Annotated in this window: 15 protein-coding genes; 10 read left to right on the plus strand and 5 right to left on the minus strand. The window is 63.9% G+C overall.

Annotated elements, in window-relative coordinates:
- Window positions 1-164 precede the first annotated feature (164 nt).
- The 5 genes from recN to O7A70_RS25305 all read left to right on the plus strand — a co-directional run bounded on the left by recN (window position 165) and on the right by O7A70_RS25305 (window position 6,059).
- Complete coding sequence (gene recN / locus O7A70_RS25285; protein WP_337142817.1) at window positions 165-1,838, plus strand: DNA repair protein RecN; 1,674 nt, start codon at window positions 165-167, stop codon at window positions 1,836-1,838.
- A 134-nt stretch (window positions 1,839-1,972) separates the two neighbouring features.
- Entirely contained in the window at window positions 1,973-4,177 is a 2,205-nt protein-coding gene (gene ligA, locus O7A70_RS25290; RefSeq protein WP_337142818.1) for an NAD-dependent DNA ligase LigA, read from the plus strand.
- Window positions 4,174-4,869 carry a DUF2461 domain-containing protein gene (locus tag O7A70_RS25295; RefSeq protein ID WP_337142819.1) on the plus strand — a complete coding sequence of 232 codons (696 nt, stop codon included), beginning with the start codon at window positions 4,174-4,176 and terminating at the stop codon, window positions 4,867-4,869. Before ligA ends, O7A70_RS25295 begins: the two co-directional genes overlap by 4 nt.
- A gap of 168 nt (window positions 4,870-5,037) precedes the next feature.
- On the plus strand, window positions 5,038-5,766 hold the full coding sequence (locus O7A70_RS25300; RefSeq protein ID WP_337142820.1) for an AzlC family ABC transporter permease: 729 nt from the start codon (window positions 5,038-5,040) through the stop codon (window positions 5,764-5,766).
- Window positions 5,763-6,059, plus strand: coding sequence for an AzlD family protein (locus tag O7A70_RS25305; RefSeq protein ID WP_027141660.1), 297 nt, complete (start codon window positions 5,763-5,765; stop codon window positions 6,057-6,059). The genes O7A70_RS25300 and O7A70_RS25305 overlap by 4 nt, the downstream gene beginning before the upstream one ends.
- Before the next feature lie 28 nt (window positions 6,060-6,087).
- On the opposite strand, the gene O7A70_RS25310 is transcribed toward O7A70_RS25305, so the two are convergent.
- The 3 genes from O7A70_RS25310 to O7A70_RS25320 form a co-directional block, all read right to left on the minus strand.
- Complete coding sequence (locus tag O7A70_RS25310) at window positions 6,088-7,932, minus strand: aminopeptidase P family protein (RefSeq protein WP_337142821.1); 1,845 nt, start codon at window positions 7,930-7,932, stop codon at window positions 6,088-6,090.
- 201 nt (window positions 7,933-8,133) lie between these two features.
- A complete protein-coding gene (locus O7A70_RS25315) occupies window positions 8,134-9,006 on the minus strand; it encodes a 50S ribosomal protein L11 methyltransferase (protein WP_337142822.1) in 873 nt (290 codons plus the stop codon).
- A gap of 11 nt (window positions 9,007-9,017) precedes the next feature.
- Window positions 9,018-9,596 (minus strand): SCO family protein, encoded by a 579-nt coding sequence (locus tag O7A70_RS25320; RefSeq protein ID WP_337142823.1) that lies wholly within the window; start codon window positions 9,594-9,596, stop codon window positions 9,018-9,020.
- Window positions 9,597-9,792: 196 nt separating this feature from the next.
- Here O7A70_RS25320 and O7A70_RS25325 point away from each other — a divergent pair, with 196 nt between their 5' ends.
- The 3 genes from O7A70_RS25325 (at window position 9,793) to O7A70_RS25335 (ending at window position 11,787) form a co-directional block, all read left to right on the plus strand.
- Window positions 9,793-10,311, plus strand: a complete 519-nt coding sequence (locus O7A70_RS25325) for a CreA family protein (RefSeq protein WP_337142824.1) — start codon at window positions 9,793-9,795, stop codon at window positions 10,309-10,311.
- Window positions 10,312-10,394: 83 nt separating this feature from the next.
- Window positions 10,395-11,036 (plus strand): DapH/DapD/GlmU-related protein, encoded by a 642-nt coding sequence (locus tag O7A70_RS25330; protein ID WP_337142825.1) that lies wholly within the window; start codon window positions 10,395-10,397, stop codon window positions 11,034-11,036.
- Between the two features lie 322 nt (window positions 11,037-11,358).
- Window positions 11,359-11,787, plus strand: coding sequence for a low affinity iron permease family protein (locus tag O7A70_RS25335; protein ID WP_337142851.1), 429 nt, complete (start codon window positions 11,359-11,361; stop codon window positions 11,785-11,787).
- Between the two features lie 3 nt (window positions 11,788-11,790).
- On the opposite strand, the gene O7A70_RS25340 is transcribed toward O7A70_RS25335, so the two are convergent.
- Complete coding sequence (locus O7A70_RS25340) at window positions 11,791-12,657, minus strand: SDR family NAD(P)-dependent oxidoreductase (protein ID WP_337142826.1); 867 nt, start codon at window positions 12,655-12,657, stop codon at window positions 11,791-11,793.
- Window positions 12,658-12,792: 135 nt separating this feature from the next.
- On the opposite strand from O7A70_RS25340, the gene O7A70_RS25345 reads away from it, so the two are divergent.
- Window positions 12,793-13,074, plus strand: a complete 282-nt coding sequence (locus tag O7A70_RS25345) for a hypothetical protein (protein ID WP_027141668.1) — start codon at window positions 12,793-12,795, stop codon at window positions 13,072-13,074.
- A 79-nt stretch (window positions 13,075-13,153) separates the two neighbouring features.
- Here the strand turns inward: O7A70_RS25345 and O7A70_RS25350 are convergent, their stop codons facing one another.
- Window positions 13,154-13,729 carry a TMEM175 family protein gene (locus O7A70_RS25350; protein WP_337142827.1) on the minus strand — a complete coding sequence of 192 codons (576 nt, stop codon included), beginning with the start codon at window positions 13,727-13,729 and terminating at the stop codon, window positions 13,154-13,156.
- A 238-nt stretch (window positions 13,730-13,967) separates the two neighbouring features.
- On the opposite strand from O7A70_RS25350, the gene O7A70_RS25355 reads away from it, so the two are divergent.
- Window positions 13,968-14,375, plus strand: coding sequence for an SH3 domain-containing protein (locus O7A70_RS25355; RefSeq protein WP_337142828.1), 408 nt, complete (start codon window positions 13,968-13,970; stop codon window positions 14,373-14,375).
- The last annotated feature ends 105 nt before the right edge of the window (window positions 14,376-14,480 follow it).

Below are 14,480 nucleotides of genomic sequence, written 5' to 3' on the forward strand. Positions count from 1 at the left end.
AGCGCGCAGCGCGCTTTTTCGGATTGATCCGAAGCTCAAACAAAAAGATAGTGCGGCGCTGCGACTCCAACTGTCGGGTGCCGCCTTAAATTTTTTGTTTCGTGCCTGTCGTTATCCCGAAACCGGGTCCACTTTTGGGCGGCATGCAATAGGTCCGGTTTCTCATGCTTTCCAGACTGTCGATCCGAGATATCGTCCTGATCGAAAAGCTGGACATCGACTTCCAGCCGGGTCTTTCCGTGCTGACCGGCGAAACCGGCGCCGGCAAATCCATCCTGCTCGACGCCCTGTCGCTGGCACTCGGCGCGCGCGGCGATGCCTCGCTGGTGCGCCATGGCGCATCGCAGGGCCAGGTCATCGCCGTCTTCGATGTTCCGCGCAACCATCCGGTGCGCGCGCTGCTCGCCGAAAACGCCATCGAGGACGATGGCGACGTCATCCTGCGCCGCGTGCAGACGGCGGACGGCCGTACCCGTGTGTTCGTCAACGACCAGCCGTCCAGTGTGACGCTGATGCGCGATGTCGGCCGCGCGCTGGTCGAGATCCACGGCCAGCATGATGAACGCGCTTTGGTCGATCCCGGCGCACACCGCGATGTGCTTGATGCTTTCGGCGGCCATCTGGGTGCCGTCCGCTCGACCGGCGAGGCATGGCGGCACTGGCGCGCCTGCGAGCAGGAGCTGACGCGCCATCGCGCCAAGGTGGCGGCCGCCGCGCGCGAGGCCGATTATCTGCGCGCCGCGGTTGCCGAACTGACCAGGCTCGATCCGCAGCCCGGCGAGGAAACCGAACTTGCGGAGCTGCGCGCCCACATGATGCGTGCCGAGAAGATCGCCTCCGAAATCCATGATGCGCAGGATGTGCTGTCGGGTCCGTCCTCGCCCTTGCCGCAACTGGCCAGCCTGCTGAGGCGGTTGCAGCGCAAGGCGACTGAGGCGCCCGGATTGCTCGAGGACGTGGTCAAGTCGCTGGATGAAGCGATGTTGTCGCTCGATGCGGCGCAGTCGGGCGTCGAGGCCGCCCTTCGGGCCACGGAGTATGATCCACAGCGGCTGGAAAAAGCGGAAGAGCGGCTGTTTTCGCTGCGCGCGGCGTCGCGCAAGCACAGCATCGCCGTCGACGATTTGGCGCAGCTGCGCGACACCATGGTTGCCGATCTCGCCGATCTCGATGCCGGCGAGGAGCGCCTGCACGGGCTGGAAAGGCAGGCGGCCGCCGCACGCGAAACCTACGACATCGCCGCCGTACAGCTGTCCTCGCTTCGCCATGCCGCGGCGGTCGGTCTGACCAAGGCGGTGATGGCCGAACTGCCGGCGCTGAAGCTCGAACGCGCGGCCTTCATCGTCGAGATGAAGAGCGAGGCAGAGAGCCGCATGGAGGAGGGCATCGACCAGATCGAGTTCTGGGTGCGCACCAATCCCGGCACGCGGCCCGGGCCGATGATGAAGGTTGCGTCCGGCGGTGAGCTGTCACGCTTCCTGCTGGCGCTGAAAGTGGCGCTGGCCGATCGTGGTTCGGCGCCGACACTGGTTTTCGATGAAATCGACACCGGCGTGGGCGGCGCGGTGGCCGACGCCATCGGCCAGCGGCTGGCGCGGCTGTCGAAGCGCGTCCAGGTGCTTTCCGTCACCCACGCGCCGCAAGTTGCGGCGCGCGCGGCGACACATTTCCTGATCTCCAAATCGGGCAGCACCGACCGGGTCGCGACAGGGATTGCCGAGATGGACAGGACGGCGCGGCAGGAGGAGATCGCCCGCATGCTGGCCGGTGCCACGATCACCGACGAAGCGCGCGCCGCCGCGGAGCGGCTGCTGCGCGAGAATACAAACGCGGCGTGAGACTATCCGGCGTCATGGGGCGAGTCAGGATATGGCTCCATCCTGCTGTTCAGGAATGATCTTTTCCGAAAACCGGTTCCCACTTTTCCGGATGATGCTCTATGGTGACGCGCCACCGTTCAGGGACAAAAAGCATGGCCGAAAAACCTGTCGATTCGCTCAGCGAAAGCGAGGCTGAAGCCGAACTCCAGCGCCTTGCCGAAGAGATCGCCGGTCACGACCAGCGCTACCATGCCGAGGACGCGCCTGTTATCACGGACGCGGAGTATGACGCGCTGCGGCGGCGCAACCTTGCCATCGAGGAGCGCTTTCCCGGGCTGGTGCGTGAGGATTCGCCCTCGCTCAGGGTGGGTGCCGCACCGGCGGAAAGCTTCACCAAGGTGCGCCATGCCGTGCCGATGCTCAGCCTCGCCAAGGCCTATACCGACAGTGATGTCACTGATTTCATCGAGCGCGGCCGGCGCTTTTTCGACCGCGACAAGGACCTCGGCATCGCCTTCACCGCCGAGCCGAAGATCGACGGGCTGTCGGCGTCGTTGCGTTACGAAAAGGGCGTGTTCGTGCAGGGGGCGACGCGCGGCGACGGCGCTGTCGGCGAGGACATCACCGCCAATCTCAGGACCATCGCCGACATCCCAGCAAGGCTGAAAGGTTCGGGCTGGCCCGAGATCATCGAGATACGCGGCGAGGTCTACATGACCTATGCGGAATTCGAGGCGCTCAAGGCGCGCTCGGCGGCTGTCGGTGGCCAGGATTACGTCAATCCGCGCAATACGGCGGCCGGGTCGCTGCGCCAGAAGGATCCATCCGTCACCGCCAGCCGCAATCTCAAATTCTTTGCCTATGCGTGGGGTTATACGACGGCGGATCCGGCACCAACGCAGTACGAAGCGGTGCAGAAATTCGCCGATTGGGGTTTCAAGATCAGTCCGCTGATGGTGCGGGCGAAGTCGGTCGAGGAGCTGGTCGCGCATTATCACCGGATCGAGGAGCAGCGCTCGTCGCTCGGCTATGACATAGACGGCGTCGTCTACAAGGTCGACCAGCTGGAGTTGCAGCGCCGCTGGGGCTTCGTCACCGGTGAGCCGCGCTGGGCCGTCGCGCACAAATTCCCGGCCGAACAGGCGATGACGACCGTGCAGAGGATCGACATTCAGGTCGGCCGGACCGGCACGCTGGCGCCGGTGGCGCGGCTGGCGCCGGTGACGGTCGGCGGCGTGGTGGTGGAAAACGTCACGCTGCACAATGAGGACTATATCAAGGGCCTGGACAGCACCGGCCAGCCGATCCGCGACGGTATCGACGTGCGCATCGGCGACACTGTCGTGATCCAGCGGGCAGGGGATGTCATCCCGCAGATCGTCAGTGTCGTCATCGACAAGCGTCCGCCCAATGCCGTGCCATACGAATTCCCGCACACCTGCCCGATCTGCGGTTCGCCGGCGACACGCGAGATCAACGAGAAGACCGGCAAGGAGGATTCACGGCGCCGCTGCACCGGCGAATTGATCTGCCCGGCGCAAGCAGTGGAAGGGTTGCGCCACTTCGTGTCGCGCGGCGCCCTGGATATCGAGGGGCTGGGCGCGGAGAACATCGATACTTTCTTCAATGCCGGGTTGATCAAGACCGCCGCCGATATCTTCACGCTCAGGGAGCGCCGGCCCGCCGTGACCAAGGCGCTGGCCGAGCGGCGCGAGGAGCAGGCCAGGCAGCGCGAGGCAGCGTCCGGCAAGACCCGCAAGAACGTGCGCAGCGTCGAGGACCGCAACTATGAGGGGCTCGACAAGCTGTTCGCGGCCATCGATTCGCGCCGAGAGCCGGAGCTCGACCGCTTCATTTTCGCGCTCGGCATCCGCCATATCGGCGAGACAACGGCTGCCGTCTTGGCCCGGACATTTTCAACCATCGAGGAGTTGATCCGCGTCGGCAAGGAGACGGCGGCGGCGGAGGATCCGCATGCCGTCTTCCCATCGATCAACGGCATTGGCGATACGGTGATCGATGCGCTGCGCGATTTCTTCGGCAATGAGCGCAATGACGACGTGCTCGAGAAGCTGCTGGAGCAGGTCAAACCGAAGCCGTATATCGTCACCGTCTCGGCCGACAGCGAGGTCGCCGGCAAGACGATCGTCTTTACCGGCTCGCTGGAAAAGATGACGCGCTCCGAAGCCAAGGCAATGGCCGAACGTCTCGGCGCCAAGGTGGCCGGCTCGGTTTCGGCCAAGACCGATCTGCTGGTGGCGGGACCGGGTGCGGGCTCCAAGCTCAAGCTTGCCAGCGAACTCGGCGTCGAAGTGATCGACGAGGACACCTGGCTGCAGCGGGTCGGCAAGTCGTGACGGGCGAAGCGTTCAAGGGGTTCGGCTCCAAGGCAATTCCGTTCCTGAAGGCATTGGATTTCCACCAGAGTCGCGAGTGGTTCCTGGAGAATCGCGACTTGTTCGAAAAGGAATTGCGCGACCCGCTGGGTGATCTCGTCGACACGCTTACGCAGCGTTTTGCGGAAGCCGGCCTCGGCCTGCGCGGAGATCGCAAGAAATCGCTGTTCCGCATCAACCGCGACGTGCGCTTCGCTAAGGATAAGCGACCCTATAACCGACATCTCTCGGCTATCCTGTCGCCGGACGGCACCAAGATGGAGCAGGGCGTGTTCTTCGTCCATATCGGGCTCGAGCGCTGCTTTGCCGGCGTCGCCTGGTGGCAGCCGGCGCCGGAACTGCTGACGGCCATGCGCAAGGCCATCGCGAGCCATCCCGATGCGTTTCGCGCCGTGGTGGCGGCGCTGAGGAAAAATGGCCTCGAACTCGATGCCGAAGGCGGCATGAAACGCACGCCGCGCGGCTTCGAAGAGGTCGAAGACAAAGACCTCGTCACTGCCATCCGCAACCGGCATTTCGCCGTCCGCCATGTGATCGATCCGGCTGGTATCCACGGGCCGGAGCTGGTCGAGGAACTTGTCGATTTCACCATGCGCGCCAAGCCGCTGCTCGACTGGGGCAGGGCGATCGAGGGCAAGACCGCGAAGGACTGAGCTTCCACGCAAGCGTCGACGATCATTTCCGCTGATCGTTTGGCTCAAGCGAATTCGTGTGACACGGCACGCCATGCCACCTAAATACCGCCACTCCCTTTGTTGTCGTGCATGTCGTTGTCCCAAAATCGCTAGGCAGTCTTGGGCGACATGCATCAGGAGTGGCCGATGGCGACGGACGTGATTTCAGAGAGCGGCGGCAAAAGCGATTTCTGGCAGGGCGTGCGGCTCTCCATGCCGGTCGTGGTAGCGTCGGCGCCGTTCGCCGTGCTGTTCGGCGCGCTCGCCGTCGACAATGGCTTCTCGGTCCTTGAAGCCTTCCTGATGAGCGCGCTGGTCTATGGCGGCGCCAGCCAGATGGTCGGCATCCAGCTGTTCGGCCAGCATGTCGCGCCGTGGCTGGTCGTGCTCTCGATCTTCGCCGTCAATTTCCGCCACGTGCTTTACTCCGCCGGCATCGGGCGGCGCATCGCGCACTGGCCTGTCATCAGCCAAGCGCTCGGCTATTTCATCCTCACCGATCCGCAGTTCGCGGTCGCCGAGGCGCGGGCGCAGTCCGGACAAACGGTCGGCTTCGCCTGGTATCTGGGGCTTGGCCTGCCGGTCTATCTGTTCTGGATCGTCGAAAGCGCGCTCGGCGCGCTGTTCGGCAAGCTCATCCCGGACACCCATTCGCTGGGCATCGATTTCCTGCTGCCGATCTATTTCCTCGGCCTCGTGATGGGCTTTCGCAAGCGGCCGCTGTGGTTGCCGGTGGTCGTCGCCAGCGCCTGCGCCTCGATCGTCGCCTACAAGACGGTGGGTTCGCCCTGGCATGTCTCCATAGGCGCCGTCGCCGGCGTGCTGCTCGCCGTCATTCTGCCGCCGCACCACAGCGGCGTGGAGGCAAGGTCATGAGCACGACATTCTGGATCATCATCGCCGGCGCGATCGCCACCTATCTCACGCGCATCGGTGGCCATCTGGTCATCTCTCGCTTCGATCACATCCATCCGCGCGTGGAAGCCGGTCTCAACGCCGTGCCGGCGGCGGTGTTGACCACGCTGGTGGCGCCGGAACTGTTGAATGCCGGACCGGCGGAGTGGGCAGCCCTGGTCGTCACGGCGGTGGTTTCGCTGCGCGGCGGGCTGATGGCGATGTTTCTGGCCGGGGCGGTGGTGCTGATCCTGGCACGGCAGTTCGTGGGGTAGGGGCGCATCGCCCTGGCGCCTCAAAAATTCAAATCTTCGCGTCATGCGGCAGCGGTGCTGTCGCCTTTTCCAGCCAGGCCAGCGTTTCGCCGTCGAGCATCGGACCGATCTCGGTAAGCACGCGGGCGTGGTAGGTGTCGAGCCAGTGCAGTTCGTCACGTGTCAGCAGGTCCGATCGCACCAGCCTGACGTCGATCGGGGCGAGCGTCAGCGTCTCGAAACCGTGCATGGCGATGTCGCCGCCCTCGATCTGTTCGGCCGGCGTCGCCAGGATGAGGTTCTCGATGCGGATGCCGTAGGCGCCTTCCTTGTAATAGCCGGGCTCGTTGGACAGCATCATGCCTTCGAGCAGCTTTTCGGTGCCGGTGCGGGCGATGCGCTGCGGACCCTCATGCACGGCCAGGTACGAGCCGACGCCATGGCCGGTGCCATGGGCGAAATCGCAGCCATGCTTCCACAACGCCATGCGGGCGACGGCGTCGATCTCCGAGCCGCGCGTGCCGGCGGGGAAGCGCAGCGTCGAAATGCCGATCATGCCTTTCAGCACCAGCGTGAAGCGCTCGCGCATCTCCTCGGTCGGCTGGCCGATCGGCACCGTGCGGGTGATGTCAGTGGTGCCATCCTGGTATTGCGCGCCGGAATCGAGCAGGAACAGCTCACCAGCCTGCAGCTTGCGGCTGGTGGCGCGCGAGACGCGGTAATGCATGATGGCGCCGTTCGGGCCGGCGCCGGAAATGGTATCGAAGGAGACGTCGCGCAGCGGCATCTGGGTTTCCTCGCCGGTCTGCCGGCGGGTCTCTTCGAGCCTGGTGACGACCGCGATCTCGTCGAGGGAGCCGGGCTGCTGCCGGTCGAGCCAGCACAAAAGCTTGGCCACCGCCGCGCCGTCGCGGCGATGCGCGGCGCGTGAGCCGTTGATCTCGGCCTGGTTTTTGGTGGCGCGCGGAATACGGGCGGGATCGGGCGCGGCAATCATCGTGCCGCCATTGTCCTCGACCAGCATGCGCAGACGGTCGGCCGCCAGCACCGGATCGAGCGCGATTTTCGCGCCGCTTTTGGCAAGCGCCACGATCGCGGCCTCGAATTCGCCGGGCTCACGCGGATCGGCGAGCTGGGTGAGATAGGCCGCCACCTGACGCGAGAACTTGCGTCGCTCCATGAAAAGCTGGTGCGATCCGTCGGCGGCGAGAATGGCGAAGCCGAGCGCCAGCGGCGTATGCGGGACGTCGCCGCCACGAATGTTGAAAGCCCAGGCGATAGAGGAGGGGTCGGTCAGCACCGCATGGGTTGCGCCGTCCTTGCCGATCGCCGTTGCCAGCCGCGCCAGCTTGTCCTTGGCGAGCTCGCCGGCAAAGCCGATCGGGTGCAGTTCGACGGGGGTTACGGGTGCGGCGGGCTGATCCTTCCAGATGATGTCGATCGGGTTCCTGTCTAGCGGCGTGAGCACCGCGCCGGTCTTATCGGCGGAGGCCTGCAGCGCCTTGACCTCGCTGATCGTGTGCAGCCAGGGATCGAAGCCCAGCCGCGCCCCTTTGCCGATGTTGTCCCCGAGCCAGACATTGGGCGGATTGTCGACCAGGCTCTCGATCGAAAAGATGCCGAGGTCGACTTCGCCCCGCACCTGCAGCGTGTAGCGCCCGTCGACAAAAACGAAGGCGCGGTCGCGCAGCACGACGGCGACGCCGGCCGAGCCGCTGAAGCCGGTCAGCCATTTCAGCCGTGCAGAACGATCGGCGACGTATTCGCCCTGGTGCTCGTCGGCGCGCGGAACGATGAAGCCATCGAGGCCATTGTCGCTGAGCCATTGGCGCAGCAGCGCCACGCGTGGCTTGCCGACTGCCGGATCGCCCGCGGAATCGAAGGTCTGGAACATGATGGGCCTCTTGATATCAGCTTGACCGTAGCGCATGGGCCTGGAAATCGGAATCGATTTCCGGCTGGCGCAACCTGCTACAGCATTGCCTGGCTGACAACCAAATGGGGCTGGTCCAGCCGAGGCCTGAAGCGGACGGCGCCGGCATTCTCTTGGCGATGCCTTGCCGACAACCATTGATCGGCAATGGCTTTGCCGGCCTCAGCGCTTGAGGTGGATCGTCACCCAGCCTTCGCGGTGCAAGGTGCTGATATGGCGGAAATTCTGGCCGACATAGGCCGATACCACCGCATCGCGCTGGCGGTCTAGGATGCCTGACAGCACGATCGAGCCGCCAAGCGCGATATGGCCTGCCATTTGCGGCGCGAGCCGCATCAGCGGCCGCGCCAATATGTTGGCGACGATGAGGTCGAAGGGCGCGCGCCTGGCGAAGATCGGGTGATGAAAGCCCGGCGCGGTCACCGTCTCGATGAGCGCCTTGACGTGGTTTAGCCGCGCATTGGCGGCGGCGACCTTGACCGCCACCGGATCGATGTCGGTGGCCAGCACCGGAATATGCGCCAGCTTGGCGACGGCGATCGCCAGCACCGCACTGCCTGTGCCGAGGTCGAGCGCGTTGCGCGGGTGCTCGCGCCGCACGACTTTCTCCAGCATTTCGAGGCATCCGGCGGTGGTGCCGTGATGGCCGGTGCCGAAGGCAAGGCCCGCCTCGATCTCGATGGCGAGCTCGCCGCTGTGACGCTTCCTGCTGTCATGCGCGCCATGGACGAAGAACCGGCCGGCGCGCACCGGCTTCAGGCCTTCCAGGGAACGTGCCACCCAGTCGATGTCGGGCAGCGCCTCGCGCTCGACGGGTCTCGACAAAGCAAGGCCGGCGAGAACGTCCTTCAGCCGCGCCTCGACCGCGTCGACGTCGCCATCGGCATAGAGCGAGACCTCATGGATGTCGGCGTCTTCATCGACCTCCAGCACGGCGATCGGCAGGCCTTCATCCTCGAAGGCCGTTTCGAGCGCCGCGAAGATGCGCTCCGCCTCGATCTTTCCGGTGGTGAAGTGGAGCCGCGTCTGGGTCATGTGAATTCTGGTCAGCCGTTCGCGGCGAGGCGCTTCAGCTTCTCCACGGCGGTGTCGGCGCTCTCGCCATAGGCGATCGTGCCGGCAAAGTCGCCCTTGGCGTTGAGCAGCAGCACCGAGGCGGTGTGGTCCATGGTGTAGTCGCCGTCGCCGGTGTCGACCTTCTTCCAGTAGATGCCGAACGCCTTGGCCATGGCATGGACCTTGTCCGGGTCGCCGGTGATGCCGGTGATGCGGTCGGAGAAATTGCTGACATAGGCGTTCATGACCTGCGGTGTATCGCGCTCCGGATCGACCGAGACGAAATAGGCATGCAGGTCCTTGCCGTTGTCGCCGAGCGTCTTCAGCCAGCCGGAGAGTTCGAACAGCGTGGTCGGGCAAACTTCGGGACAATGGGTAAAGCCGAAGAAGACGACGCTGGGCTGGCCCCGGAAAGCGGCCTCGGTAATCGGTGCGCCTTTCTGGTCGACCAGGGTGAACGCCGCGCCGAACGGTTCGCCGCCATAATGGCCGCGATACCAGTCGAAGGTCAGCCAGCCGATGCCGGCTGCCATCAGGACGAGAATGCCGACCAGGATAGAACGCATCATCAGAAAAGTCCGTCTGTAATGTCATGGGGTGGGCCGGCCAAAGCCTGCGCCCCTTGTTCGGCCACAGTCTTAGCGGTTCAGCCTCGCACAGGCAAAGTGCCGCGTTGCCGCAACCGCTGTGGTGTTGACGCATCTGCTTGCAAAGCCGCACAGCCCGCCCCACCTGAGACCGGCAACTCGAACCGAGGAGGCTTCTTTGCTCGAACTGATTGGGCTCGAACTGACTGGGCGGAAACTGATCGGCGGCGCGTTGGCGGCATGCGTTGCGCTTGGCGCCGGTAGCGCCGTTGCCGAGGAAGTCGGCAAGGTCGGCGTCGACTGGGTCGGCAACGACATCATCATCGACGCGATCAAGGACCCGAAGGTGGATGGCGTGACCTGCCATGTTTCCTATTTCGACCGAAGCGTCATCGACCGCCTGCACAAGGGCAATTGGTTCGAGGATCCCAGCGATTCCTCGATCTCGTGCCGCCAAACCGGGCCGATCACCATTGGCGACATCGACATGAGCGAGGGCGGCGAGGAGGTGTTCAAGCAAGGCCTCAGCCTGATCTGGAAGAAGCAGGTGGTGAACCGCATCTACGACAAGAAGAACGAGACGCTGATCTATCTGTCGCACTCGCGCCAGGTGCAGAACGGCTCGGCCAAGATGTCGGTTACGACGGTGCCGCTCTACGGCCAGAACGTGGTGTGGAGCAACAGCAAGCCGAAATAGGCGGGTGAACTCTTCCTGGTGCTACTCTGGCGATGATCGGCTCCTGCTTGCGGGACCAATCGCTCTGACGTAAAGCCGCCGGCATGAACCGTTCCGAAGATCTCGTCGCGAAGGACCCCGAGCCGCGCATCCATCCAACGGCGGAGATGAAGGGCTGCAAGCTTGGCCGCTACGCCTCGATCGGCGAACGCGTCGTGCTGCGCGAGGTCATCGTCGGCGATTTCTCCTATTTCGAACGCCATGCCGAGGCGATCTATACGACGATCGGCAAATTCTGCTCCATCGCCGCCAACAGCCGCATCAATGCGCTGGAGCATCCGATCGAGCGGCTGACCCAGCACAAGGTCAGCTATCGGCCGAACGAATATTTTCGCTGGCTGGGCGTCGATGCCGCGTTTCGCGACCGGCGGCGGTCGAAGGCCGTGACCATCGGCAATGATGTCTGGGTCGGCCACGGCGCGGTCATCTTGCCTGGCATCGCCATCGGCAATGGCGCGGTCATCGGCGCCAATGCGGTGGTGACGCGGGACGTGCCATCCTACACGATCGTCGCCGGCGTGCCGGCGAAGCCGATCAGGCCGCGCTTTGCCCCTGAAATAGCGGCACGCATCGAGGCTCTCGCCTGGTGGGACTGGCCGGTCGAGAAACTCGCCAGGGCGGTTCCCGACATGCAGGCAATGCCGATCGAAGCCTTCCTCGACCGCTGGGAAAACGACGCCGTTTAATCTCCAGCGGAGAACGGTTTGGGCCTCGCCGTCACGGCTGCGCAGGGAACTGTTCTTGGCGCTCTCCGGAATGAAACCCCTTCCGCCATGCGGGGGTGGCGCGGCGGAAGGGGCTGGAGGTAAACCGCTGTGAAGCGGAAGGAACAGGCACTTGCCTGCGCGGTTACCATGACATTGAACCGATAAGGTGTGTTTTGTGCCGAATGCGCGCTTCGCGTGCATTTAATTGCATCGGTTGTATTTTTTTGCCTGCGGGAACCTGAAATGGCTGCTGGTTGTTTCCTCTTGTGCCCGCACGGAGCCGCGCTGTCCGAGGGAGTTCATGATCGAGAAGCTTTTCACCAAAATCGCCAACCGGGTGGCTCACCTTGCTGGCCTGTCGCCCACGTTCGCACTCTGTTGCTTGATCGTCATCGTCTGGGGAGTAAGCGGGCCACTCTTCGCGTTCTCGGACACCTGGCAACTGGTGATCAACACCGGGACGACGATCATCACGTTCCTGATGGTGTTTCTCATCCAGAACACCCAGAATCGCGACGGCGCGGCGATCCAGGCCAAGCTCGACGAACTGATACGGGTCAGCGCGGCCAAAAACACCTTCATCGGCATCGAGCATCTGACTGAAGCCGAGGTTCAGGAGATCCGCGCCAAATGCGAGCGGGCGGCTAAGCGGCACGACGAGAAGATCGCCACCATGGCGGCCAAGAAGGCGGTTGCTCCGAAGCGAGGTGCGAAGAAGACCGCGGCTTGAGGCTCAGCCTTTCATGAACGCCGCGAACGCATCCTTGTGGTCGGGGTGCCAGCGCGACAAGGCAGGGCGGTTTTCGATAATGTCGCCGATCGCCCAGGCCATGCGCTTTTCATCCAGCGGCCGCGCGGCCTCATTGTCGGGACAGAGGATGTAGAAGTCACCCCTGACCAGCGATTCCAGCATGAAATCGATCACCTGCTCGCCGGTCCACGCTCCCGCCGGCTTTTCCGTCGCGCCTTCGGTCAGGCCGGTATAGGTGAAGCCGGGGATGAGCAGATGCGCCGACAGGCGGGCGCCAGGCTCATTCCTCAACGCATGCGCCAGGCCCTCGGTAAAGGTCTTCACGCCAGCTTTGGAAACGTTGTAGGCGAGATTGCCGGGAGGCGTGGTGATGCCTTGCTTGGAGCCGGTGTTGACGATCAGGCCCGGCTTGGCCGACGCCAGCATGCGTGGCGTGAAAGCTTCGACGCCATGCACGATGCCCCAGAAATTGATGTCGAGCAGCCGTTTCCAGCCGTCGCGGTTGTCCCAGGGTTTTCCCGGGTTGTCGCCGACGCCGGCATTGTTCATCAGCAGCGAGACGTCGCCGAAGGCGCCGAATGCCCGGTCGGCCAAACGATCCACCTCATCGGCCTTCGATACGTCCGATGCAACGGCAAGCACGGCGTCGTCGCCGGCAATCGCGGCAACGGCTCGCGAGGCATCGTCGAGGCGCGGGCCGCCAATGTCGGCGAGCACGATCTTCATGCCCATCAGCGCCAGCCGTTTGGCCGCCGCAAGACCAATACCGCTGGCGGCGCCGGTGATGACGGCGGTATTGCCTTGGCCAAGCGCGGGCAAGGCGGTCTGGATCTCGGTATCGGGGATCATCGGCGATGGTTTCCTTTTTCGATGGCGCCGAACTTAGCGCCGGAACGGGCTTGTGCAAGCCGCCGTCCGGGCTTGTCGGGTTGACCAGTCCGGTCGTGGCTGCGCATGCTGCGACGCCAAAAGGGAGATTTCCGATTGACGGATTGGGTTGCAATTCTGAAGGAGCAGACCGCCACCGGCGACCAGATGGGGCGCGAGGTGCCACAGATGCTGGCCAACCCGGATATCAGCGAAGCCCAGGTGAAAACCTTGTTCTCCGCATTGGAAAAGCAAGCGGAGTTCGTCGAGAAGCTGCGCATGGCGCTGGAGAAGTTCGGCCATGATTTCTCGATCATCAAGGCGGCGGAGCGGCTGGAAGAGCGCTATGCCGAGCTTGCCGCTTCCGTCGCGGAGAAGCTGAAGGCGATGCGCGGTTAAGCAATTCCAGGAGAGGCGTGAGGCGGTTTTCCCGGGAAATGCGCATAACGCTTTCTAGGGGATTGCGCCGGACAAAGAGCTATTTTTCGAGAACGCGCGAAAAACGCGTGTCCGGCACCAGCCAGACCAAGGCGACGGCGACATAGAGCGCGACGCCGATCCACCGGTCGAGGAAGGTCAGCCCAACGGCCACTATATAGACGGCAAGCGAAATCCTTCCCTTACGGTCGCGGCCGATGGCCTTGGCGAATGCGGTATCCGGCCCATGCAGCCGATGCAGCGCAATGACCAGGATGCTGTAGGCGGTCGCACACATCACAAGGTCGAAACCGTAAACCGCGACGGGAACCGTGGCGAAATGGTTCTCGCCCATGAAGGCGGTCGTCACCGGCATCAGGGACAACCAGAACAACAGATGCAGGTTCGCCCACAGCACGTGGCCGTCGACACGCTGCACGGTGTGGAACATGTTGTGCAGATTGTTCCAGTAGATGCCGACATTGATGAAGGAGAGCACGTAGCATAGGAAGATCGGCCACTGCGGCAGCAGCGCCGAAAAATCCTCGCCTTCCGGCACCTTCAGGTCCAGCACCATGATGGTGATGATGATCGCCACCACGCCGTCGGTGAATGCCTCGACCCTGCCTTTGCCCATGATCACCACCCGGTCCGCGACGAATTGCCGAAAGATAGTAAACCGTTAGCGGATGTTGGCGCGCCGATAAACAGTGTGAGGAAAATTCCTCAACTATACCAGGGGAAACTTCCACGCAGGACCGGTGATCGTGGTGATCGGCCCTGGCAGCTTGTTGACTTTTCTTGCCGCGGCCTCTCCCGTTGCGATGCTGTCCCGGCCGAAGCAGTCGAACGGCCGGCACTCGATGGAGGGACTGATGAGATTTCGATTTCTGCTTGCGATAGCGACCATCCTGGCCGCCGTCTTCGGGACGTCCGCCGCGGCCTTCGCCTACGGCGCCCATACCACGACCAGCCTCAACGTGCGTACCGGGCCCGGCGCGGAATACGCCAAGGTCGGGACGCTGCCGGCCGGCTTCCGGGTTGACGTGACCGGCTGCCAGCCTGGCTGGTGCAGGATCCATGGCGGCGGTGTCAGCGGCTGGGCCAGCTCCGGCTATCTCTCGCGAGCCCAAGTCGTGCATCCGCCGGTTATCATCGTGCGCCCGCCGCATCGGCCGCCATACTGGCACCATCGGCCCCATCACCGCCCTCCGCACCATCGCCCACCGCACAAGCCGCGTCCCGGCAAGTGCAAGATCGCGCCCGGTTTTTCCTGCAAGTAGGCCCGGTTTCCTGCAAACAGACTGATTGCGTCTGATGCGGCACAAGGGATGCCGCGATGGGTCGGGGCCGCAGGCCCCGATCCGCATTTGCGCGATCATCGGCCT

The sequence above is a fragment of the Mesorhizobium sp. Cs1299R1N1 genome (assembly GCF_037179655.1).
Lineage (GTDB): Bacteria > Pseudomonadota > Alphaproteobacteria > Rhizobiales > Rhizobiaceae > Mesorhizobium > Mesorhizobium salmacidum.